At 43.7% G+C, this 22,039-nt stretch carries 28 protein-coding genes; 14 read left to right on the plus strand and 14 right to left on the minus strand.

Going from position 1 to position 22,039, the window contains the following annotated elements; translation table 11 throughout:
- The first annotated feature begins 316 nt into the window (after positions 1 to 316).
- The 3 genes from JGK22_RS21940 to mreD all read left to right on the plus strand — a co-directional run bounded on the left by JGK22_RS21940 (position 317) and on the right by mreD (position 2,781).
- Entirely contained in the window at positions 317 to 1,324 is a 1,008-nt protein-coding gene (locus JGK22_RS21940) for a rod shape-determining protein (protein ID WP_293181959.1), read from the plus strand.
- Positions 1,325 to 1,411: 87 nt separating this feature from the next.
- Positions 1,412 to 2,218, plus strand: a complete 807-nt coding sequence (mreC, locus tag JGK22_RS21945; RefSeq protein ID WP_293181836.1) for a rod shape-determining protein MreC — start codon at positions 1,412 to 1,414, stop codon at positions 2,216 to 2,218.
- Positions 2,215 to 2,781, plus strand: coding sequence for a rod shape-determining protein MreD (gene mreD, locus JGK22_RS21950; protein WP_293181838.1), 567 nt, complete (start codon positions 2,215 to 2,217; stop codon positions 2,779 to 2,781). Before mreC ends, mreD begins: the two co-directional genes overlap by 4 nt.
- 528 nt (positions 2,782 to 3,309) lie before the next feature.
- On the opposite strand, the gene JGK22_RS21955 is transcribed toward mreD, so the two are convergent.
- Positions 3,310 to 4,101, minus strand: a complete 792-nt coding sequence (locus tag JGK22_RS21955) for an HAD family hydrolase (protein ID WP_293207506.1) — start codon at positions 4,099 to 4,101, stop codon at positions 3,310 to 3,312.
- Between the two features lie 98 nt (positions 4,102 to 4,199).
- Entirely contained in the window at positions 4,200 to 4,337 is a 138-nt protein-coding gene (locus JGK22_RS21960; protein ID WP_293313655.1) for a hypothetical protein, read from the minus strand.
- A gap of 38 nt (positions 4,338 to 4,375) precedes the next feature.
- Here JGK22_RS21960 and argB point away from each other — a divergent pair, with 38 nt between their 5' ends.
- The 3 genes from argB to JGK22_RS21975 all read left to right on the plus strand — a co-directional run bounded on the left by argB (position 4,376) and on the right by JGK22_RS21975 (position 6,339).
- Entirely contained in the window at positions 4,376 to 5,275 is a 900-nt protein-coding gene (gene argB / locus JGK22_RS21965) for an acetylglutamate kinase (RefSeq protein ID WP_293181842.1), read from the plus strand.
- Between the two features lie 142 nt (positions 5,276 to 5,417).
- Positions 5,418 to 5,897 carry a hypothetical protein gene (locus JGK22_RS21970; protein ID WP_293181844.1) on the plus strand — a complete coding sequence of 160 codons (480 nt, stop codon included), beginning with the start codon at positions 5,418 to 5,420 and terminating at the stop codon, positions 5,895 to 5,897.
- Position 5,898: 1 nt separating this feature from the next.
- Entirely contained in the window at positions 5,899 to 6,339 is a 441-nt protein-coding gene (locus JGK22_RS21975; RefSeq protein WP_293181846.1) for a hypothetical protein, read from the plus strand.
- A 91-nt stretch (positions 6,340 to 6,430) separates the two neighbouring features.
- Here JGK22_RS21975 and JGK22_RS21980 read toward each other — a convergent pair whose 3' ends face one another.
- Positions 6,431 to 6,820 carry a type II toxin-antitoxin system VapC family toxin gene (locus JGK22_RS21980; protein ID WP_293181848.1) on the minus strand — a complete coding sequence of 130 codons (390 nt, stop codon included), beginning with the start codon at positions 6,818 to 6,820 and terminating at the stop codon, positions 6,431 to 6,433.
- Entirely contained in the window at positions 6,817 to 7,155 is a 339-nt protein-coding gene (locus tag JGK22_RS21985) for a hypothetical protein (RefSeq protein WP_293181850.1), read from the minus strand. The genes JGK22_RS21980 and JGK22_RS21985 overlap by 4 nt, the downstream gene beginning before the upstream one ends.
- 630 nt (positions 7,156 to 7,785) lie before the next feature.
- On the opposite strand from JGK22_RS21985, the gene JGK22_RS21990 reads away from it, so the two are divergent.
- From JGK22_RS21990 to JGK22_RS22005, 4 genes are read left to right on the plus strand one after another with little or no spacing between them, the layout of a single operon-like run.
- Positions 7,786 to 8,079: a DUF433 domain-containing protein gene (locus JGK22_RS21990; protein WP_293181854.1), complete on the plus strand. Its 294-nt coding sequence runs from the start codon at positions 7,786 to 7,788 to the stop codon at positions 8,077 to 8,079.
- Complete coding sequence (locus JGK22_RS21995) at positions 8,076 to 8,375, plus strand: DUF5615 family PIN-like protein (RefSeq protein WP_293313658.1); 300 nt, start codon at positions 8,076 to 8,078, stop codon at positions 8,373 to 8,375. Before JGK22_RS21990 ends, JGK22_RS21995 begins: the two co-directional genes overlap by 4 nt.
- A 12-nt stretch (positions 8,376 to 8,387) precedes the next feature.
- Positions 8,388 to 8,732 carry a DUF6883 domain-containing protein gene (locus JGK22_RS22000; RefSeq protein ID WP_293181858.1) on the plus strand — a complete coding sequence of 115 codons (345 nt, stop codon included), beginning with the start codon at positions 8,388 to 8,390 and terminating at the stop codon, positions 8,730 to 8,732.
- Positions 8,716 to 8,979 carry a DUF4926 domain-containing protein gene (locus tag JGK22_RS22005; RefSeq protein ID WP_293181861.1) on the plus strand — a complete coding sequence of 88 codons (264 nt, stop codon included), beginning with the start codon at positions 8,716 to 8,718 and terminating at the stop codon, positions 8,977 to 8,979. Before JGK22_RS22000 ends, JGK22_RS22005 begins: the two co-directional genes overlap by 17 nt.
- On the opposite strand, the gene JGK22_RS22010 is transcribed toward JGK22_RS22005, so the two are convergent.
- The gene (locus JGK22_RS22010) at positions 8,947 to 9,111 is read right to left on the minus strand and encodes a hypothetical protein (protein ID WP_293181863.1); all 165 of its coding nucleotides are present in this window, start codon (positions 9,109 to 9,111) and stop codon (positions 8,947 to 8,949) included. The two genes, JGK22_RS22005 and JGK22_RS22010, sit on opposite strands and share 33 nt — an antisense overlap.
- A gap of 82 nt (positions 9,112 to 9,193) precedes the next feature.
- Between JGK22_RS22010 and JGK22_RS22015 the strand changes: the two genes are divergently transcribed.
- Complete coding sequence (locus JGK22_RS22015; protein WP_293181865.1) at positions 9,194 to 9,394, plus strand: type II toxin-antitoxin system VapB family antitoxin; 201 nt, start codon at positions 9,194 to 9,196, stop codon at positions 9,392 to 9,394.
- Complete coding sequence (locus tag JGK22_RS22020; RefSeq protein WP_293313660.1) at positions 9,391 to 9,789, plus strand: PIN domain-containing protein; 399 nt, start codon at positions 9,391 to 9,393, stop codon at positions 9,787 to 9,789. Before JGK22_RS22015 ends, JGK22_RS22020 begins: the two co-directional genes overlap by 4 nt.
- A 175-nt stretch (positions 9,790 to 9,964) precedes the next feature.
- Here the strand turns inward: JGK22_RS22020 and JGK22_RS22025 are convergent, their stop codons facing one another.
- Genes JGK22_RS22025 through JGK22_RS22035 form a run of 3 tightly spaced genes read right to left on the minus strand, consistent with a single transcriptional unit; the run spans position 9,965 to position 14,378 of the window.
- The gene (locus JGK22_RS22025) at positions 9,965 to 11,422 is read right to left on the minus strand and encodes a hypothetical protein (RefSeq protein ID WP_293313662.1); all 1,458 of its coding nucleotides are present in this window, start codon (positions 11,420 to 11,422) and stop codon (positions 9,965 to 9,967) included.
- A 25-nt stretch (positions 11,423 to 11,447) separates the two neighbouring features.
- Complete coding sequence (locus tag JGK22_RS22030; protein WP_293313663.1) at positions 11,448 to 12,959, minus strand: caspase family protein; 1,512 nt, start codon at positions 12,957 to 12,959, stop codon at positions 11,448 to 11,450.
- Between the two features lie 27 nt (positions 12,960 to 12,986).
- On the minus strand, positions 12,987 to 14,378 hold the full coding sequence (locus JGK22_RS22035) for an FHA domain-containing protein (RefSeq protein ID WP_293313665.1): 1,392 nt from the start codon (positions 14,376 to 14,378) through the stop codon (positions 12,987 to 12,989).
- Positions 14,379 to 15,008: 630 nt separating this feature from the next.
- On the opposite strand from JGK22_RS22035, the gene JGK22_RS22040 reads away from it, so the two are divergent.
- Entirely contained in the window at positions 15,009 to 15,512 is a 504-nt protein-coding gene (locus tag JGK22_RS22040) for a DNA-binding response regulator (protein WP_293197419.1), read from the plus strand.
- Positions 15,513 to 15,757: 245 nt separating this feature from the next.
- Here the strand turns inward: JGK22_RS22040 and JGK22_RS22045 are convergent, their stop codons facing one another.
- The 4 genes from JGK22_RS22045 to msrA all read right to left on the minus strand — a co-directional run bounded on the left by JGK22_RS22045 (position 15,758) and on the right by msrA (position 18,188).
- Positions 15,758 to 16,336, minus strand: a complete 579-nt coding sequence (locus tag JGK22_RS22045; RefSeq protein ID WP_293313668.1) for a DUF948 domain-containing protein — start codon at positions 16,334 to 16,336, stop codon at positions 15,758 to 15,760.
- Positions 16,337 to 16,516: 180 nt separating this feature from the next.
- The gene (locus JGK22_RS22050) at positions 16,517 to 16,858 is read right to left on the minus strand and encodes a YtxH domain-containing protein (protein ID WP_293181877.1); all 342 of its coding nucleotides are present in this window, start codon (positions 16,856 to 16,858) and stop codon (positions 16,517 to 16,519) included.
- 35 nt (positions 16,859 to 16,893) lie between these two features.
- On the minus strand, positions 16,894 to 17,223 hold the full coding sequence (locus tag JGK22_RS22055; protein ID WP_293181879.1) for a hypothetical protein: 330 nt from the start codon (positions 17,221 to 17,223) through the stop codon (positions 16,894 to 16,896).
- Positions 17,224 to 17,534: 311 nt separating this feature from the next.
- Positions 17,535 to 18,188 carry a peptide-methionine (S)-S-oxide reductase MsrA gene (gene msrA, locus JGK22_RS22060; RefSeq protein ID WP_293181881.1) on the minus strand — a complete coding sequence of 218 codons (654 nt, stop codon included), beginning with the start codon at positions 18,186 to 18,188 and terminating at the stop codon, positions 17,535 to 17,537.
- A gap of 315 nt (positions 18,189 to 18,503) precedes the next feature.
- On the opposite strand from msrA, the gene JGK22_RS22065 reads away from it, so the two are divergent.
- Positions 18,504 to 18,641 carry a hypothetical protein gene (locus tag JGK22_RS22065; RefSeq protein WP_293181883.1) on the plus strand — a complete coding sequence of 46 codons (138 nt, stop codon included), beginning with the start codon at positions 18,504 to 18,506 and terminating at the stop codon, positions 18,639 to 18,641.
- 399 nt (positions 18,642 to 19,040) lie between these two features.
- On the opposite strand, the gene JGK22_RS22070 is transcribed toward JGK22_RS22065, so the two are convergent.
- Together JGK22_RS22070 and JGK22_RS22075 are read right to left on the minus strand one after the other, a co-directional pair.
- The gene (locus JGK22_RS22070; protein ID WP_293313671.1) at positions 19,041 to 19,967 is read right to left on the minus strand and encodes a hypothetical protein; all 927 of its coding nucleotides are present in this window, start codon (positions 19,965 to 19,967) and stop codon (positions 19,041 to 19,043) included.
- The gene (locus tag JGK22_RS22075) at positions 19,967 to 21,835 is read right to left on the minus strand and encodes a 3-oxoacyl-[acyl-carrier-protein] synthase III C-terminal domain-containing protein (RefSeq protein WP_293313674.1); all 1,869 of its coding nucleotides are present in this window, start codon (positions 21,833 to 21,835) and stop codon (positions 19,967 to 19,969) included. Before JGK22_RS22075 ends, JGK22_RS22070 begins: the two co-directional genes overlap by 1 nt.
- Between the last annotated feature and the right edge of the window lie 204 nt (positions 21,836 to 22,039).

Genomic DNA, 22,039 nt, shown 5'->3' on the forward strand with positions numbered 1-22,039 from the left:
ATGTGCTCGATTGGTGATGTAGTTAAAATCTCCCTGAACGGCGAGATCCTCCAAAATTAACTTGGAACAGCGCGAATCAGGGCTTCATCCTGATTTTACACCCACTTACCAGAACATATTTATTGTGGATGATTGGCGAGCCTGAATTCAACATATGCTCGACAATGTACATTTCTGACTAGACTCAGGATGAAAAACGTAATAGAATCCACCTCGGTTACACTTTTGTAACAACATTATTGCACACATTAGTATTTTAGTTTTGGGGGGGTACAAATCAGTGGGTCTTCTCAATCGATTTTCCTTATCTAGAGATATGGGTATCGACCTCGGTACTGCTAACACGCTCGTTTATGTATCCGGCAAAGGTATTGTTCTGCAAGAACCGTCCGTAGTGGCGATCGATCAAGACTTAAAAATACCGCTGGCGGTTGGAGAAGATGCTAAAAAAATGCTCGGGCGCACGCCTGGGAACGTCATAGCACTGCGCCCGCTGCGTGACGGGGTAATCGCCGACTTCGATACTGCCGAACTCATGCTCAAGACTTTTATCCGCAGGGTTCACGAAGGCAAAAGCTTAGTTTCGCCGCGGATCATTATTGGCATCCCCAGCGGTGTCACTGGAGTCGAGAGGCGGGCTGTCATTGAGGCGGCTACTCAAGCTGGTGCTAGAGAAGTACGGTTAATTGATGAACCTATCGCTGCGGCGATCGGGGCTGGACTGCCTGTGGCTGAGGCGACTGGCAATATGATTATAGATATCGGTGGGGGTACGACGGAAGTTGCGGTTTTGAGTTTGCAAGGTACGGTGATCAGTGAGTCAGTCCGGGTGGCGGGCGATGAACTCAATGAGGCGATCGTCCAATACATGAAAAAAGTTCACAATTTGGTGATCGGCGAACGTACTGCTGAAGAAATTAAAATTCAGGTTGGTTCAGCATATCCAACTCCACAGGATGACGACGTGATGATGGAAGTGCGTGGGTTGCACTTGCTCTCCGGTTTGCCACGAACTGTTACGATCAAAGGCCCAGAAATTCGCGAAAGTATGTCGGAACCTCTTTCAGTAATCGTGGAAGCCGTCAAGCGTACTTTGGAACGCACTCCCCCGGAATTAGCAGCAGATATTATTGACAGAGGAATTATGCTGGCCGGTGGTGGGGCGCTGATGAAAGGTTTAGATACTCTGATCAGTCACGAAACAGGAATTGTCACTCACGTGGCAGCAGATCCTCTGTGCTGCGTAGTTTTGGGAACCGGTAGGGTCTTGGAAAACAAACAGTTGGAACGGGTTTTCAGCGGGCAGTCGTCACGCAATATGTAGTTAACAAATTTGGGATTTTGGATTTAGAACTAGGGCTGCCATCTAAAATCTAAAATCCTGACATAACAATTTTAGATTAGTGAGATTATGCTAAAAAACACACTCCGCAGGTGGTGGGATCTGCGTCTACAAATTGCTCTTTTAGGTTTAGCTGTAACAGCCGCTTGGGGAGTTCGACAAACACAAGGTGCTGCACTATTTGAAGTTTACAATTGGGTGACTCGTCCGTTTCACGCCAACGGTTCTGGTCAAGAGCAGCTCATCTCGGCGCGCACTCAAGAATTGCAAGCACAGGTATTAGAATTAGAAACTCAAAATCAGAAGCTAAAAGAGCTTGTAGGTTACGTGTCTGCTAAGAAATCTAAAGGGATTGTCGCTCCTATTGTCGGCCGCAGTGCTGACCACTGGTGGCAGCAAGTAACTTTGGGGCGCGGCAGTAATGATGGTATCAAAACAGATTTTACTGTGATGGGCCCGGGCGGTTTAGTAGGTCGGGTTGTCAGCGTTACTCCTAATACTAGCTTGGTGCTGTTAGCTAGCGACCCTACAAGTAAATTGGGTGTGGGAATTACCCGCAGTCGCAACATGGGTTTTATGCACGGTAAAGGCGGAAATCAGGCTGTGATGGAGTTTTTTGATAATGTTCCCAATGTCAAGCCTGGGGATGTGGTTTCAACTTCTTCTTTCAGCCAGTTATTTCCTGCTGGTTTGCCGGTGGGAAAAGTGGTTTCGGTGGATCTGAATAAAACTCCGGCCCCGGAAGCTATTGTTGAGTTTTCTGCACCGATGAATTCTCTGGAATGGGGGGTAGTTTACCCCCACGATAAGCAAGCCGAACTCAAGGCTTCGCAGGGTGAATCTTCTGCACCGTCAGGGGGAGCAAAGCAGCAATGAAGCGTTTACCTCGGATGTCTTCGCGATTGCGCCAATTTCTCAACTTCGGCGTTACATTTGTTTCTGTGATGCTGTGCATATTGATATTGCCCACCCGGATGCCGGGAATGGAATTGTTGGGAATTAGCCCGAATTGGCTGTTAATTTGGTTGGTAGCTTGGAGTATTAAGCGGAAGCGTACAGTTTTGGGAGCTGCTAGCATGGGTATGGCTTTGGGGTTTCTTCAAGATGCGATGACTGCTCCTCATCCCACCCATGCTGTAAGTCTAGTTGTTGTCGGTGTCTTAACTGTTGTTTTGCAGAAAAGCTGGTCGATTCCGGCTGATATTGTTGAGAGAGATCCGATTCCGATCGCCTTAATTGTGTTTGGGATGGCGGTGGTGGCGGAAACGGTGATGGGCCTGCAATTTTTCGCTATGGGCGATCGGGCTTTACTGGACATTTGGAGTTATCACCAGCGTGTGGCTTTGTGTTCTGCTATTCTCAGCAGTCTTTGGGCTCCGGTGATTTATTTTCCCCTCAATCGCTTGTGGGAAATGACAAAGAAATTAGAAAAATCTTAGTCAGTTGACAGTTGACAGTTGACAGTTGACAGTTGACAGTTGACAGTTGACAGTTGACAGTTGACAGTTGGTAGGGGCGGTGCCCCCGTTCCCGCCCCTGACAGGTGTAGGTTTTCCCCTGGCAAAACCCAGCAAATCTAGACAGTGCAAAGGTTTTGGGCTTTTGCCTCTTAAAATCTCAAACTCTTATGGGATAAGGCTTTTACCAAAAAACTACACCCGTCAGCGTGCCCGCCCTCTCTCTCTCTCAGTTGACAGTTGACAGTTAACAGTTGGCAGTTTTCATTAGACCTCTTGCAAAAATCGGAAAACACCCTGAAATTATCTGCGTTTATCTGTGTTTATCTGTCTGAAATCTGCGGTTGAAGGATCGATCGAAGACTTATGCAAGAGGTCTATTAGTTAGCTTAATTGGGGCTTACACACGGGTAGCGAGAAACCGGGTTTTTTACGAAAATACTTCTAATCAGCCCACTGATTCGGTAAAAAACCCGGTTTATAAAATTCGGAATGCGTCCAAGACTGTAGTCAGTCTACTATCACTTGTGGTGCTGAACCTAATAAGTGATGAACGGCAATAATCAAGTCGCTAAGAATGAAATTCGGCTGGTGCTTTTGCAGTTGATAGCGGCTGCGAATGCCGCAGGTAACGGCAATTGTAGGTATTCCCAATGCTTGTCCGGCGAGGATATCTGCTTCGGTATCTCCGATCATCCAAGCCGAGTTCAGGGATGACTCAAATTCTTCTGCAACTTCAGCCAACAATTCAGTTTTTAAGGCTGTATAGTTGTGATATGCAGCATCCGGCATCTGAGTGCCGCGAATGCTGGTAAACAGTCTGGCTAAACCGTAATTTTGCAATAGTTGAACGGCTTGATTTCTCGGCCGCAAGGTGACTAAAATCAGCCGCACGCCGCGAGAATGCAGAAGTGCGATCGCCCATTGTACTCCTGGCTGGATGCGATCTAAGTGCAACAAGTCTGGCTGATTGACAATCCGACTCACGCATCCGAGAAAAATGTGAATTTCTTCTCCCGACAAGCCGGAACTTTTGGCTATTTCAGCATCGGGCACTCGGTTTTGCTTCATTTGCCAAAACTGCTGTTTGCTGAGAATTTGGAGTTTGAGGTTGATTCCCTGAACCCCGTAGGCTGCTTGAGTGTCGCTTAATCCCTGTTGATAGGTTGTGTAATAGCGATCGGACACATCGACAATAGGCCCGTCTAAATCGCAAAATACGGTCATCCGGGGGGACGAGTCAGCGTCTGATGGTAGCTTGTACTGAAGGTTTTCGGAGTCCGGTGTGACAGCAGTTAACATAAAAGGTTAAGTAAATCTGGGTAGCGATACATTTATTTACTTTAGCAAGAATTGTATAAGTTAGAATAGAAAGATTAAACTTAGATTATTAAGAAAACCTATTTAAATTCGGGATCCTCTTCGAGGGCTGCGCCAACGGGCGATCGGGCATGGTGCATGGACATTAATCTGTGTGGTGACTGCTGACTAATGACTTCTTCATTCTTTTTGCGTTTGTTGATGATAGCTGGAGACATTAAACTTTAGACTTAAGTTTTTAGCCATTTGTCCTCATATGCTCAAACACAGCGATTTTGCGCGGAACGTAGAAACCAATCGGGTTCAGGTGCTTTCAGAAGCACTGCCTTACATTCAACAGTTTGCCGGCCGCACGATTGTGGTCAAATACGGCGGCGCGGCAATGAAGGATGGCCGTCTCAAAGAAAAGGTAATCCGAGATATTGTGCTGCTATCCTGCGTGGGGATGCGTCCGGTGGTGGTTCACGGTGGAGGCCCGGAAATTAATATTTGGCTGGAAAAGCTGGGCATTGAGCCGCAATTTAAGGATGGTTTGAGGGTGACTGATGCCGCGACGATGGAAGTCGTGGAGATGGTTTTGGTGGGGAAGGTGAATAAGGAAATTGTTTCGTTAATTAACCAAGCTGGTGGCAAGGCAGTAGGGTTGTGCGGCATTGATGGCAATCTGATTCAAGCTCGTCCAGATGGCCGGGAGGGGATTGGGTTTGTGGGCGAAGTCAGCGGCGTAAAAATCCAGATTTTGGAATCTTTGGTCAACAGCGGATATATTCCGGTGGTGTCGAGTGTGGCTGCGGACGAAAACGGTCAATCTTACAATATTAATGCTGACACGGTGGCTGGAGAGATTGCGGCTGGTTTGGGAGCAGAAAAGTTAATTTTGATGACTGATACTGCGGGAATTTTGGAGGATTATCACAACCCAGACAGTTTGATTGTGAAGTTAGATATTCAAGAGGCTCGACAGTTAATTGAGTCTGGGATTGTTTCTGGGGGGATGATTCCGAAGGTTAATTGTTGCGTGCGGAGTTTAGCTCAGGGCGTTAAGGCTGCTCATATTATTGATGGTCGCCTGGAACACGCTTTGCTGCAAGAAATTTTCAGCGATTCGGGTATTGGGTCGATGATTGTTGCTTCGGGATACGGTGGGACGAAGTAAAATGTATTGAAGGGCGATCGCACTTTCGGACAATAAGTGCGATCGTCCTTTTTTCAAAACTGTAGCAACCAATAGTCAAATCGCATAAAAGGTGAGTAATTGACTTGCTATACTTAAGGCATCATGCTAGTTTGTAAGTCAGATGAACACGATCGCGATCGCCCTTTCAGATGAACGCCTACTAAAATTACAACAAGTCGCGAACAACTTAAATGTCTCGATAGAAGAGTTAGTTTTAATAGGCATAGAAAACTTACTCGCACAGGAAGAAGTTTCTTCACAAAATACCGCTCAAAATATTCTCAACAAAAATGCTGAAATCTCCCCTGAGATAGTTGAGAAATTTTATGCACTAGCCTCGGATTGGGAGGAAGATGTTGCTGGACTGTCTTCAACTGCCCAAATGTCTCAGCATCCTGCCTATCAGGAAATTATTAGTATGGGAACTCAAATCCTACCGCTGTTGCTATCAGAATTGAAAAAAAATCCTGTTTACTGGTTGTCGGCTTTGGGTGCAATTACGGGTGAAAATCCGATTAAACCAGAACAAAGGGGAAGGATAAAACAGATGGCTTCAGCTTGGATAGAGTGGGGTAGAAATCAAGGCTACGCGATTGAATAGAATGTATAGAATACCAGAATTTGAATTTAAGTGGCCGAATTTGTCTGGCACGGATTATCAAGTTACCAGTCCGAAATCTCAAGAATATAACTGCTTTGCATGGGCTGCTGGGGAAGACGATCGTTGGTGGCAACCGATACCTGAAGAGCAATTTTATTGGCCTGACGGTGTGCCGCAAGAGGAGACTCTAGAAGCGTATATTCAGGCTTATCAAACGCTGGGATATGAAATTTGTAAAGGCGATGGATTAGAAATTGGATATCAGAAAATAGCGATATATGTTAATTCGATCGGTATTCCAACTCATGCAGCTAGACAATTAGCGAATGGTAAGTGGACGAGTAAGCTTGGCTGGTTAGAAGATATTGAACATGAACTCGATGGATTGGTTGGCGACAGGTACGGAATTATCGGTCAAATTCTCAAACGTGCGGTAAATTAGGAAAGGGCGATCGTACTTTGACCAGTCCTCATAGATGCCGACAAACTGACTAATGCAAGCTAAAGATTCGTCTTAAGGCATTTTTTACCTGTCACTGAAGAGTCTGTACATTAGGATATGCCAGAATTTTTGCATCAGCAGTTAGTAACGGACACGCGCAAATTCTCGCAGTTGCCACAATGATTTGATCTGCTGGATCGCGGTGAAAACCGGTGAGTTTAGTTGACTCAACAATGATGGGAATGGTGAGTTCGAGTAGCTGCACTCCGGGATAAGCCAAAGCTTGTTTTAACCACTCATCAACTGTAACTGACAAAGTAAGTCTTCCCATTTCTACTAATTTAGAAACCTCCCAACAAGAAATGATGCTGACTCCTAAACCTTGAGATTGATATTGTTGTATCCAGTCCCGATGTTTCTGAGTCAGTCGTGTGTTATCGTCAACCCACCAAATCCATATATGAGTATCTAGTACAATCATTGTAAGACTTCCCAATCTTCCAACGAAACCGCAGGTTCAAACGGTTCATCATAATGAATGACTGTACCACGCAAAGGATAGAGAAAAGTATTTTTCATGGTTTCATTTACCAAATTTAGATAGCTAATGAATTCTCGATATCCATCCAATTCTGTTTGTTCTTCGGAAGTTAGATTTGATACTTGTTGTTGAGCTGTTAAATTTTTAATTCGTTCCTGGGTTTGAATAGAAGCGCTGAATATTAAGAGTCCGTTGACCAACTCAATGTGGACAGAACCTTCGCTGGGCAAGCTGTTGGGTAAGTGAGGCAGTTTGAGGGGTAAATTAGCAATCATGGCATTAATTGACTATATTTGATGTTGGTTTTTTAATTATACCGATCGCTCTGTTGAATTTGACAGTTGTTGCCATGCTGAAATTATAGAGCGATCGCACTTTCGGACAAAAAGGGCGATCGTACTTTGGGAAAAAGAAACAATTACGCTACACCCAAAACATTATGAGACTGCTTTGAGGTATTGCGTTACTGGCTTCAAATCGATATCATCGTTGGAAGTAAGTATTTTGAATAAATGACTGGGGATGCCTGCTGCAATCAAAGCTTCCATCGCGCGATCGAGCTTTGAGAAGTCTTCATAGATGCCAACAAACTGACTTACGCAAGCTAAAGATTCATCTTTCGGGTCATTGACTCCCGTGTATCTGTACTGAATATCAAAACCTGCTTTTTCGCCAATTTCTTCGATATCCCAGTCCAGCCCTCAGAATGATTCCAGACACTTTGACCAACTGATTCTCTAATTTTCATGTCTTTTCCCTCACTGAAAGTAGCAGCGAAACCCGGCTTTATAGTTAAATAAGCTTAACATTTGAAAGGTGAAAATTAGGTTATGTTAAACTACAACTAGCCAGATGGCGTTTTAGCGTAAGTTATAATCAAGATCGATGTGTCCGGTTAATCTCCCATGACTACACAATCTGCTTCGCGTTATGTCGCACGTCACCCTGGAATCTTGCAAGGGGAACCAATTATCGCAGGAACGAGAACTTCCGTTCGTGCGATCGTGGAATTGTGGCGTTTGGGTATTACTCCTGAAGAAATCCCGATGCACTTACCTCATCTGAAATTAGCTCAAATTTTTGACGCACTGAGCTTTTATTTGGATAACCAGGAAGAAATAAATACTTATATTGAGCGCAATCGAATTCCCGAAGAATTGATTCATCCTGCTGTGAAAGCTGCCATGAAAAAACCGTGAAACTATTTGCAACTATTCATACAGATGAAGATGTTTCTAGGCTCGTAGCGACTTTGCTGCGGGCTAGAGGTTTTGATGTGACGACAACGAGCGAACAGGGAATGTTGAGTCAATTGGATAACCAACAATTGGCTTATGCTGCATCTGTCGTTCGATGTTTGCTGACTCACAATCGTGTGGATTTTGAGCGATTACACCTAGAATATATGACAGAAGGACGGGAACATTCTGGAATTATTGTGACTCCTCAAAAGAACGCCTATGAGATTGTCCAATTGAAAATAATTAGGGGGTGAGCAGGAGTTATAATGAAACTACCCAATGGCGATCGGGCTGAAGTTTCTCTGCAAAAGCTAGTCGGCTACTGCTTAAATCCAGAGCATTCTCGCGGAAAACACAAAGCCAGAGTCTTTGCATCGGTTTTGGGAATCACGGCTAATAATGCAGAAGTTTTGCAAGAGCTTATTCAAAAAGCAGCCATTGAAGGTGAAGTTGTCCAAGAAAATACTACTGATTTTGGGCAACAGTTTAAAGTTGATTGGACTGTACCCGATACAGCGGGGATTGAGCTTCGGACAATCTGGGAAATTACTCTGACTAATTCTAACCCTCGTTTGATTTCAGCTTTTTTAAACCATGATAAAAAACTTTAGACTTTTGGATTCTGTGGCGATTCTCAAGCCGGTTTCAAATACGCGATTAACGCTAGTGGAACCGGAATACGAATCTGTTTCTAGTTTGCCAGTAGGACTTGTGGGAACTATTGTCGAAGTGTATGATACGGTTCGGGAATGTCAGTATTTAGTGGAGTTTGCTGATAGTCAAGGGATTGAATATGCTATGGCTATTTTGAAGGCAGATGAAATTTTAGTTCTGCAATATGAACTTGCAGTTGCTTAGGAATGTGAGGGGAATAGAAGTTCGATAAGGGCGATCGCACTTTGACGAGTCTTCATAGATGCCGACAAACTGAGTGACGCAAGCTAAAGATTCATCTTTAGGGTCATTCACTCCCGTGTATCTGTCGCCCATTGATGGAGTTTCAGTGCTACACTAAAATTACAGCATTGTTCGGTGGCAATTGCGTCATACCCTACTTGCACGAGGAAAATACATGGTAACTACGCTCGAAATTGACAAAACTCTTCTTCAAGAAGCCCTTGATTTGAGTAACCATCCAACACCTACTACATTAATCGAAGCGGCTTTACGCGAGTACATCCAACGTCGCAAACAATTAAAAATATTAGAATTGTTTGGTACTATTGAATACGATGAAAATTATAACTACAAGGAACAGCGACAAACAACATGAATGTTCTTGTTGATAGTTCCGTTTGGTCGCTGGCATTGCGGCGCAACACAACAAATGATGCGATCGCGATCGTTAAAGTCCTACGCGATTTGATTGCAGATGGACGAGTTGTTTTACTGGGGGCTATTCGTCAGGAGGTGCTTTCTGGGGTGCGCTACAAGGAACAATTCACTCGATTGCAAGAGTATCTTCGTGCTTTTCCTGATTTAGATTTAACAACTGAAGATTTTGAGTTAGCCGCAGAGTTTTTCAATACCTGTCGCAGTAACGGCGTTCAGGGTTCAAATACTGATTTTCTGCTATGTGCTGTTGCTCATCGTCGCGGCTACAGCATTTTGACTACTGATAAAGATTTTGAGAATTTCCGATCGCACATTCCTGTCGTATTACTATGAGGGTGATTTCTCAGTTTATATCTTAACTTAAAGATGCCGATCGCACTTTCGGACAATAAGCGCGATCGCCCTTTGGGACAATAAGGGCGATCGCCCTTTGGGATTCGACATGGGAAAGGCGATCGCCCTTTTGGTTATTTGGGGGAAAAGGGCGATCGCATTCTCAAATTATTTATCATTCTCTTGATTCTACTCTTCGTGGTTCTCCGACCTCTGCACCTCGCACCTTGTTGTTCATAAATTGTTTGAATGATTCTGCTCTTTCCAAGCTGGTAAAAGATGCGACTTGGATTGCTTCTATTCCTAAAGTTTTTCTCACAGTTGGATAAGCGTCACCGCAAAATAGCGATTTAACTGTTTGTAAATTCGCCTCACTATAGGGTACAAAAACCGGATAAAAATTAAGAGGATAAGCGTTAGCAGAGGTTGGCGGAGAATCGCCACACGTACTCTGGGGAAATCTGACGCTATCAAATGAATTAACTGGACGAGATGCAGTGGAATCAGAATTTGCTGGAGGTGTTACGGCTGCTAAAATCTCAATGATAATGGTATAATTTGAGTTGTTTTGGGAAGTAATTTCTGCTATATAGTCTCCCGTGCGGGGCAGTCGCCCTTGCCAAAAAGTTGAACTATTTCTTGCAGTTCCCAGCGTCATTCCCGATGGATCGATGACAGCAACATTCACATTTCCTTGCAAAATTCGGACACTAAACTGTTGCCCTTCTCCGCTGTTGACTAAGTAACGCTTAATCTGAGCAGGCGAAATGTTACCTGTAACTGTGCTTCCAGTGCTGCCAATCGCAAAGCTAACTCGTTCGGTGCTAACTGAAGTCAGAGATGTAGGCGATCGCGATTCGGGAGATGATTCAAAGGGCGATGATTGAGATTGAGGTGTGACCCCCGAAGTAGTTGATACTTCAGATTGATAATTCAATTTTTTGGCAATCCCAAACCCAGCTATACCTGCGAACAAAGTTGCTCCCACACCAATCGCTATCCACTGCCAAACTAATAGTTTTGGTTGCGGTTTTTGCGACTCATGATTATCAAATTCAATCGCAGTTGCAGGTACATAAAACTCCGCTGGATTTTGGTCAATTGCCGGTAGCACTTGTATGGTATCGGCATAGCCATATTGAGCTGGAGAAAAGTTCAAGGCAGATAAAACCTCATTAGCTAAAGCAAAGCTGTTCGGCGATTTACCTACAATCATACGGTTGATAACTGCTGCTAGTTGGTCGCTGATAGTGCAGCGATCTTCCCAATTCCAAGTCCCGTCATAATTTCGCAAAACTTCAGAACTTTTCCCTGTCAATAGCACAATTATTGTTACTCCTAAAGCATAAATATCTCCGGCAAAACTCACTTGCCCTGTCTGCAATTGCTCCGGTGCCACATAACTAGAAATGACAAAACTACTAGCCTGAACTAAAACCGCTTTTAAACTCACTTTCTCTTGTACGAAAGTATCCAGAGAAATAGCGCCGTGTACCAATCCCTGATCGTGCAACTGTGCCAATTGTGGCAGCACTTGTCGCAAAAATTCTGTCACTTCTGGCTCAGAAAAGCCTCGCCCCTGGCGATTGCTTAACACAATGCGATAAGGTATTCCTTGGCTCTGATTTTGCATAAACCACTATTCCTTTAGATACTTCCTAATTATTTAACTCTATACTTTTGATAATTTCAGCCATTTGTGTGGCTTTAATGATAGAACTTAACCGATGACTGCTCCATCTTAAATTTCCTTCTCGCGATAATTCATTCGCTCTTTGATAATAGTCAATTTCTCCAAAATGCTTATATTCTGTTGATTGTGTAAGACGGCGTTTGCAATAATAACAGCAGTAACTGACGACTAACTTAAACACTTTTAATTCAAAAGTCCCAAATTCTTCTGGAGAAGCTGATCGCAACATTTTCCAGACATCATCAGCGTCATAAGGCTCCAGGTTTTCTAAATATCGATACTTGTTAAAAATTCCTTTAACAAGGTTGTCAAAACCTGCTTTTGGTTTTTCAGGGGTCTGATAAATGCGATCGCCAAATTGGACTTCACTGTGAAAGTTTGCCCCTTGATTGTTGTAATTAGTAGAATCCTGCTGGTTGTAAGTGTCCCCATTGCGATTTTCAACGTTCATTTTTCCACCTTGAGTATTATAAATAGTTTCGCCATGATTGTTTTGAATATCACCTCCAAGAGCTATATTTCCTGTGTTCGTTCCCTGATTGCCCACAACATCGCGACCAGATGCTATACTGCGATCGCCTGATGCTTGAATAATTTGATTCATCTTCTCAGCCGTTTTTTCCTTCACAGATTCCCATCCATCTACCGGCAAACCTTTGCCACCTTGTAACATAGCAACAGCAACAGTAAAGTCCTCGCTAGAAATGTCGAAATTAGGCGTTTGTTTAGCGTTGCATTGAATCTGGGCGCTTTCCGGCACAGCTTTCGCTAAATAATTCATAATATTAGAAAGACACACATTGGTATCATGAGGCTGATTCCCTGCACCTTGCAGCGCTTCAATAAGATGGTAAGTGTAGATACTCATCTTATTATCGGTACGAATGTAAGATTGTTCCCCTCCATCGCAGGATGTAAAAACCGCTCGTCCTTTACCTTGACTGAGGTTGGCAGTTATCTCTTTAGGCAGTGCAGTTTGTACAAAACCAGATGGCAGTTTCATTGCAGCTTCTTCACTTTTAGCACTTGCCATCCCCCGTGCGTGGCAACTGTCAATTACAACGAACAGTCGCTTAGCTTGAATTTGGCGTAATGCACTATTAAAATCTTCAGCCGAAAGCGTAGTATTTGGGATGTCGAAAGGCTCGACATCGTGCGTTATTAGATAGTATTTACCAGTATCGTGAAGTAAGCCGTGACCGGAAAAATACACAAAAATAGTGGCTTCTGAGTCTTTCGCAGCTTGTTCTTGCAACCAGACTAAACCGTCCAAAATTTGATCGCGTGTAGCTTTAGTATTGTGAAGTAAACGGATGTGTTGCTGATTGTCTGGGTAGGAGCAGAAATTGGGATCTGTGAGGATAAATTTAAGTGCATTAATGTCTTTGACAGTAACGGGAAGCGACCAGTTTTTATAGTTAGCACATTCACCAACACCAATAAGTAGTGCATAGCCATGGTTGAAAGTATTAGACATCTTTAGTAATTCTCCAAGTTAGTTTATTTAATCAAAAAGACTCTGGCGTCGTTCGCTCATTGATTCTGTTCTGATAAAACCAGGTTTTCTTTGTCTCACCTGCTGGCGAATGTTGTGAGCTGCATCTCTGGCAGTTGAATTATAAGATCTTGAACTTGATTCCGAAATCATGCGAATATCAATTATAGGGAATATAACTTCCTTGCTATCTGTAGTCGTAATCAGAATTGCTTCTCCATATATCTCTTTACTAACTTTTGGTAAATGTGAAACATTGGATGAAGAAATTTCGATCGTTTTTACAGAGACAATACTATCATAAAGGTACTCACAAGTTTCATCTCTTAATGAGGTTCCTCTGATAAAATTCCACTTACATCTGTAATATGCTATGAAGTTTTTACACGGAAATATCGCAATAAAGTCATAAATGCTATATTTATTATTTTTGTCAATTCCGGGTTCGCAAAAATAATCACTTATGCCTACAGTATCTATTAGTTCTTTCCAATTAATAAAATTAGAATCGCTTAGTTTCTGACTAACTCCACTGAACAGCGGTATCGGTTTGCCGTCAATTATATTTCCGATATCTTCCCCATTTCCTTCCACAATTCTCAATTCCTGCTGACCAATATCAATCAGTTGTTGCAGATCGTATTCTAGCCATTTCTGAATTTGCTCGTCTGATACTGGGGGACGCAGAGTTTTGAAATTATATAAAATGACTGCAATAATACTTAGCAGAAATGTGTACCAAGTATTAATGAAAAGTGTAATAATTATTAACATCATGAAAACATAGACCAAAATTCCATCTAGAGGCAATCGCTTTTCCTTGATAGATGCTATAAAGTCGTCTACCACTTTTTTGATAATGCTTTCCAGGACTACTGCCGCATTATTGCGTTTTCTTAAGCATTCAAAATAGGCTCGAATTAACTTTCGATCTGGCTCTTGTGAAATTCTTTGTGAACTTTGTGGCGGTACGGTAGCAGGATGCGATATTGGTATGGATGGAGAGTAGATTGACGGACTTGGAATTGTCTGTGCTGACACTGGTTTACTCTGATTAACAGTTGGTTGTGATGTCTGTTGTTGAGTTACATTCACGCTGTTATCTATAGGTGTTGCGACCAATAAAACTCCACCAGCGATCGCAATTCGCGTTTCAGCTTTGATGGAATAATCAGTTATCGGCTGACTGTCAATGAAAGTGCCATTTTTACTACCTAAGTCGCAGACGTGCCAAGTATTCGTATATTGGTTAAAACTGAATTTCAGATGGCGGGTGTCCACAACATTAACGTTGGGTAGAGGAATGTCGCAGTCTGAGCCACTGCCAATAACGTACTCTCTCCCGTTTGGCTTCAGCGTCCAACTTTGACCAGTTTGTTCTAACTTAAGTTTGAGTTGCATGAATTTTGGTTAAAGTTTAATAGATTTTTCAGATCATCTAGAGCCTGTCTCAGTCAGCCATCTGTGGAATTATTACCACCAATAGCCCCAAAAGTAAGACACAAACTGAGTTTAAAAGGGTTGTCCTCCCTAATTTTTCTTAGCTGCCCTAGGTTCTTGTGAACTTCCATATAGCTATCAGCCTGAGTCCGCAAGTTTTATGCAAAATACTGCTTTTTTGTTATAAAACTTTACCTAGCACCGTCTGACGTTCGGAGATAGTAGTTTTGAGATTAATTGAAACGATCGCCCTAATGCACCCTAAGCCCCGACGAACCGCAACAGTAGCGGTACTTCTCAAGCTCTATTTATCTATCAGGCTCAGTCCCCAAGTTTTATGCAAAATACTGGTTTTTTGTTACAAAACTTTATCCAGCGCCGTCTGACGTTCGCAGATATTAGCTTTGAGGTTCGTTGCAGCGATCGCGCCCATTGTTGAATCTGAGTATTCCTACTCGGCGTCACACCGCATCAACGAACTCAACTGAAGTTGATATCTGTAACATTACACTTTGTAAATTTAAATGTCAACTAACGAACATTAGCAATTTTGGTTATGCTAGCGTTAGCTAAATATCATAAAATCTGAAAATGGCACAAAAAGAAGACTTATTTGCCGAAGCAGCCCAAAACTGGGACTTAGAAAGGCTTTACGAAGCTTTCGCAGAAGCTAAACGGCAAATCTCTCCCCGATCGCGCAGAGGACTAACAGACACTGAAAAGCTTTATCTCCGAGGACTACTTTCCGGTTGCAGTCCCGCCGAAATAGCTAAAAAAATGTTTCAGACTCCCAAAAGTGCAGAGGTTTATCTGTGTAAGACTTTATACCAATATGTTAAAAAACTGGCAGATTTACCGAACGAACCAGTGGGAAATTGGAGAAATGTTTGCGATCGGCTAGAGGAAGGAGGATTTAAAGTTCAGTCGTCAGCACAATTTAAAGTTAATAATTCTTTGCCGACAGAAGCATTAGTAAAAATAGTTAATATAGGTTGGCTTGAACAAAGTACAATATCGATGGATATCAATATTCAGTTAACATTCCCTTCAACTTCAGAAACTCCAAAAAAAGAAGACTTAGATAAAAACGGTTAGATGTGCGATCGCACAACCCAAACAAATCCCACAAATCAACCCTCTCTTCTCTTAGTCCGCGGAGGCGGACATCGTTTGTATAGCCGCGGTTTCAACCGCCGAGGCTTCCTCGATCTACGCGCGGTTTCAACCGCCGAGGCTTCGTTGATCTACGCGCGGTTTCAACCGCCGAGGCTTCGTTGATCTACGCGCGGTTTCAACCGCCGAGGCACCGCCGAGGCTTCTTTGATCTACTATCCAAAACATCAAGAATCGCCCGATCGCACTTGCTCAAAATCTTCAGCATCCGCCGGCAAACCAGAACCCTCGCCATTCCTCAACCGCGGCGATTCCCCATTACTCGCACCCGCAGCGTAATTCCCAGAATACCTGTCATCCAAACCCGAATCCCTCAGCGAAATCGCACTTCTTTGACTCTGCGACAGTCGATCAGATCGGCGATTTGTCCCAGAAATTGCTGGCTTGCGAGTTAAAGTTTTCCAAGCAGCCTTAATCCCAGTCACCACGCTGCGAGTAGTTACCTGCACGTTTTGGGCTTGCTTTTTGGCGCTACCAATACTGCGATCGACCTGCTTGACAACCTCCCCCGCACTTTGCACCCCATCGCTGACATCATCCGTCAACTCGCTAATTTCCAGCCCCGTCAACCGAATCGCCTCCAAAGTCGGCGGAAACTCGCGCGAAAGCGTGTCAGCGAGCTTTTCCACGCTGCGCGCCGCCCGCGTCAATGCTTGCACCGCAGGTATCAGAGTCACTAAAACAGCAGTTAAGCTAACCGCCACTAGCAAAATCGAAAGTCCTAGCCAAAATAAGGGATCGCTCACTTGAATCTCGGATTTGGGGTTTGGGAATTCATAGGCTGCTGTGGATTTAATTTTACAGTCAATGTGTCATGAAATTCTTGTGGGATGGGCATCTTGCCCGTCCCGAAGGCTGAATATTCTTGTGGGATGGGCATCTTGCCCGTCCCAAACAGCAATGAATAATGGCTGAAAGTGGTCGAGTTAGCGGACGGGAGGGCGCGACGGGGGAGTCACTTCGACTTCAGTTTCCGACAGTGTTTGACGTTCCCGCTGAGTCGCTTCTAAACCGGCGGCGATCGCCTCCTTGAGTCTAACCAAAGTTTCGTCCCAATTTCGCAGTGCAGTCTCCGAAAGTCGATCGGCTTGCAATTGGACGCTAGTCGATAAATCCTCCGCCAACTCCGGCAAAGCATCGGCCGATTTTTTCAATATCTGCCGCGTCTCCTTGCCCGTTCGCGGTGCCATCAGCAAGCCAGTCACGGCCCCGATCGCCGAACCCACCAACAGACCGCCAATAAATAATCCCGAACGTTTACTTGACATTTTTATAACTTCTCTCCATACAACTTTAGGATACCTTACCTCAAAGGTCGTGAAGCGAAGCTATCCCGTAGGGAATCGCGCCTGAGCCAAAGCATCCGCCCCAAACCCAGCAATCCCAAAAGTTGCTGAACCTGTTGCAGTTGCGATTCCAGTTGTTGATAATCCCGGCGTAATTGGTGAGCACCTTGCTGCCTTTTTGCAAAGAAATTCGGCGATTTTGCGAGGACATTGCTGCTACAGCGCTCGATTGCTGCGATCCGAACTTCAAAACGCGCGATCGTCCGTCTGATTTTCCACACTCTCGCAGCTATATAAAAACCGATCACAGATATCATTAAATTGATAATTACAACAGCCGTCAGCATTTCTTACCTATTTTCAATTATTAACATATTCCGCTGTTTTTGGCGAAATTATAGCCCTATGTTGTAGCGACACAGCAGTGTTCATTAGTGTCAAATCAAGTCTGAAGCCTGAGAAATCTCGCTTTTATCTGAGGCAAGATCCCCCTAAATCCCCCTTAATAAGGGGGACTTTGATAACTTCCTGTCCCCCCCTTCTTAAGGGGGGCTAGGGGGGATCAGGCCTTAATCGTCAGACAGCAAATCTGCACTACGTCTTATCTTAAATTGACACCAACGAACATGATTGTGTCCCCATCAATCGGGATAAAACCTCAAGCCTGAGACATCGCCGGCAAACAAACCTTAGTACCGCCCAAACCGCAATAACCGTTCGGGTTTTTAGCAAGATACTGCTGGTGATAGCTTTCCGCGTAATAAAACTCAGGAGCATCAATAATTTCAGTCGTAATCTTACCGTAACCAGCAGGCGTCAAAGCTGTCTGGTAAGCATCACGCGAAGCCTCAGCTAGCTGCTTGTGGCTGGCTGAATACGTGTAAATGCCCGATCGATATTGAGTACCCGAATCATTACCCTGCCGCATTCCCTGAGTCGGATTGTGGCTTTCCCAAAAAACCTTTAGCAGCGTTTCGTAACTAATTACTTTCGGATCGAACACAACCAAAACAACTTCATTATGTCCCGTCATCCCGCTGCAAACTTCATTGTAAGTAGGATTCGGAGTAATCCCCGCAGCGTAGCCAACCGCAGTCGAAAAAACACCTTTTTCCTGCCAAAATTTGCGTTCCGCGCCCCAAAAACAGCCCAGGCCAAACATCGCAGTTTCCATGCCGTTTGGAAACGGAGGCTTGAGGGGATTGCCATTAACAAAGTGAGTTGCCGGTATCGGCATCAACTCTGCCCGTCCCGGCAATGCGTCTTGGGGAGACGGCAGACTCGACTTTTTGCCAAATCCAAATAGCGCCATAAGTTTGTGAGGAGATCTCTGATAAACGTCTTTACCTTACTTAATAATATCAGATTTTTGCGGAAAATAGTCGGCCTTTTGAAGATAGACGATAAAAGGCACGAGGCAGAATTGTTTTTCGGAGTTTTTTTGTGATATCGCTCACTATAAATGAATTTTTCAATCACACTACATAGTGCTATCTGTCACCATAAAATGCCTGAAATATCACCTGTTGTTGAGGCAACAATCACCCGGATATTCTGCAAAACAGGCGATCATTAAAAGTATGGCGTTGTAGAATTATTCAATACGATTTATTTGGAGTGTGTAGAAATGGCAGCTAAACCTTGCAATAAACCTTTAAAATCTAATCCATTTATTACTTACCGCGATCCGATTACAGGTAAGTGGATTGTGATCTATCATGATTTGTCGAAATTAGCAGAACAACCACAGCTAGCACTGGCTTGAGATTTTTTATTGATTTTATCTTGAAATCAAGAATGTTTGGCAACTTGTTGGGTGGCTCAGCTTAGAGGTTTTCGAGGATTCAGGAAATCAAATTATACCAATTTGCCAAATTAATGCAAGAGTATATGCAGGGTGTGGATTCATCCACAATCTCTAAAAAAGAGTAAAAATCGGTGGGGCGACGCACCTTACACATTGGGTAAACTAAACAACCCTCCGTTTCACTCCGCCCAACAATTTTATAGTTGCCACATTTTTTCTAAATGGTATCATATCATATCACTCAATTATCCTTAGTAAAATTTTTTGTAGTGAGGAATTTAGTTCTCTTGAAATTATGCGGACTTAAGTCCTCACTACGAACCTATTTGAGTGTTTTTATTCGAGAGCTGATGCACCCTAATTTTCAGCAATGCTCATCTCTTTTTGTAGTTCTAAATACCGATAGAGATATTCCGAAATTATTCCGTGCAAAAACAAGTCTCGTGCTGCATTAAACGGACTGTTTGGTGCTAGCGGATGGCGGTTGACAATTACATGATTCCAGTCATGATTTCCGGTAATCTCGCTGACGTACACTCCGAAGTTTTCATCTAACTGAAGCGACATTACTGCTCGCGCAAATTCGTCGCTAGTCAAACAGAGAGAATAAAATACTTTAAACAATTCGATCGCAGATTCTAAATCCAAAATCCTCAGCCACCTCGGCCTTTCAAAATCTATTGCAACTGTTACAGGTTGAATGCTATCATAATTAATTCCGCGTTTTTGGACAAGCTGCAACCAGTTGGGATTTGTCAGCATTGCCTGGTTGTAATCCCAGACAAAGTTATACAAAATTAAATCGTGTTCGAGAAAGGCATTTTCTGCTAAATCGCTAACTGTACGCGGATAAAGTTTTGACTTTTCAATCTCGGTGTCCGGGCCGTTGTCAATTAAGAAGTTGATAATGTTGGAACCGATGCTGATGTGCCGCACAATTAAATAACAAGCTTCGGGCGAGACAAAGTTATTTAGGAAAAATGCAGCCGATTTGTGCATTAAAGTGTAAGCGCGAAATTGAAAGGGCAACAAACGCTTTGCGATCATAATTACCGCTAGCAACAAGTTAGCAATTATTTTGATCGGGATGAGCAAATAATTGCGAGTCCAGTTTTGCAAATCCCGCATCATATATGCTTTTGCAACTAAATCGACGGGAATTGACCGATCGCAAAACAGGACATCCCAAACATTCGGATCTCGGCGGTTGTACGGTTTCGTCGCATAGGGGATTTGCCGCTCATCGGGGAGACTTTCGATATCTTGTTTTTGCAGCTTTTGCATTAGCGGATTTCCTCCAATTGCAGCAAATATAAACGAGCAGTAACGCGGGCGGTTTTGACAATGCGGCGGGCGATATCATCCGTCATCCATTCGGCATTAATCAAATTTTCTAATTTCGCTAGATGCGACTCGTCATTAGCTCCGTGATAAGCTAAAAATGATACTTGTTCGTCTTGCAAACCGAGAGTTTCTTTGATTTCTTTTGCCCACTTTCCCGCCAACCGATTTCCCAATCCTTCGATGATAAACATACTGCCAATTAAATCAACCGGATTTTCCCGCGATGCTTGGTGGAAGATAAAAGCTGACAGTGCTTCGCTGCCAATATTCTTATCATATTCCACAATTTTTGACAACTCGCCTCCGACAGAAACATAATTCCGTTCGAGCATTTGATAGTCGCGGTGTTCGTCTTGGGCGTGTCCTATAAAAGTCGATCGCAAACGAAAGTCAGTCATGTTAGAAGCAGCCCGAGCAATCCAGCGCGCTCCCTCGACAACTTGCGGGCGGAGATTGCACAGCAAAGCTTGATAGTCTTCTATTGTAAACTCTCCCCGGTACAATTTGCGGACAATGGGAACGGAACGAATTTCGCGATCGAATCTCAGCCAAATCCAGGCTAACTCCCGCAACAAATAAGCTTGCGGAGAGTAAAACATTTCCGGTTTAACACTTTCGAGAGGCGAAGCTTCGGGAACATCAAGGGATTGAAAACTTTGAGAAGTCATAGATTTATTAGTGTTTTCCACAACAGTTAACATCATGTATGCCGTTGTAAAGCGACCGCTTTCCGGAACAAAACAAAAGATTTTTTGTCCAGACTGCAACTTGCCAGAGTTGAACAATTCCTCTAACATTAAATAAATCGCTGCACAGCCTGTATTTCCCCGCGAGTACAAGTTAGTAAACCATTTTTCTTCGGGAATCATGCAGCCTGCTTGTTCCAAAAGTTCGACAATTTGTCCCCGGAAAAAGTGAGACGAATAGTGGCACAGCAGCCAGTCAATTTCCTGCGGACAAACTCTCCCTGATTTAATCAAGCCCAGCCAACCTTCAACGCCTAATTTCATTACATTGTCTAGCAAGCGAATATTTTGCCGCAAGTCAAAGGCTCCGGCTGTGGCTGCATCGAGGTAGGATGAATAATCTAACCAGCTTTTGGTTGATGTTTCGTTTGCTAATCCTGAATACATACAAACTGGATAAGCGTTGGCGTGAGAAATCAATTCAATCCATTCTATTTTTAAGCTAATTCCTGAGGCATTCGGATGGTTTTGGAGCAAAAATGCTCCGGCGCCGTCGGATAGCATCCAACGCAGAAATTCTGTATCGAAAGGTAGGGGTTTTCCGGCTTGGACTGATGTTTCTACTTCAAATTTGCTGTTTTTGAACAGGCGCGAGGGAAATTCCGAGGCTACGGCGATTGCTGTTTGTTTTTTGCCGAGTTCGAGTTGAGATGTGGCGTAATTTAAGGCGGTAACTCCCGCACAGCAAACTCCTTGAGTTGAAACTATTTCTAGGGGAGATAATTCGGAAAGTTCCCCGTGTACTGTGCTGGCAAATCCTGGTACTAATAAGTCTGGTAAAGTGGTAGCGCAGGCGAGTAAGTCGATCGCCCCTGGTTCCAAATTTGCCTGGGCGATCGCATCCCGGACAGCAAACGCTGCCATTTGGCTGTTAGAATAGAGTGTTTGCTGCTGTTTGTCGATCGCGTAATAGCGCTGTTTAATCCCGTTACTGTTGAGAATGCGCTGTCTGACTCTCGAAGGGCGATCGGCAATTTTGCCTAGATACTCCTCCATCTCATGATTATTAATCGCTTCTCCCGGCAAAAATTTCCCAATCCGATTGATATAAGCGCTGTGCATACCGTCAACCTCTCAAAATACTAATTTAGTCGAGTTCGTTGTTTGTTAAGTAAGTAAGTGAGTGTAAATCAATTTAACCAGAAAGAATTGGTTGAAAGCCCGCCCGATCGGGAGAAATTAAAATCAGACTATTCATTACTCCAATCCTCGGACTTAAGGGTAGAGGCCGCTCTCAAACTGTCAACTGTCAACTGTCAACTGTCA

Origin of the sequence: Microcoleus sp. PH2017_08_TRC_O_A (assembly GCF_020738665.1) — a bacterium.
Taxonomy (GTDB): Bacteria; Cyanobacteriota; Cyanobacteriia; order Cyanobacteriales; family Microcoleaceae; genus Microcoleus.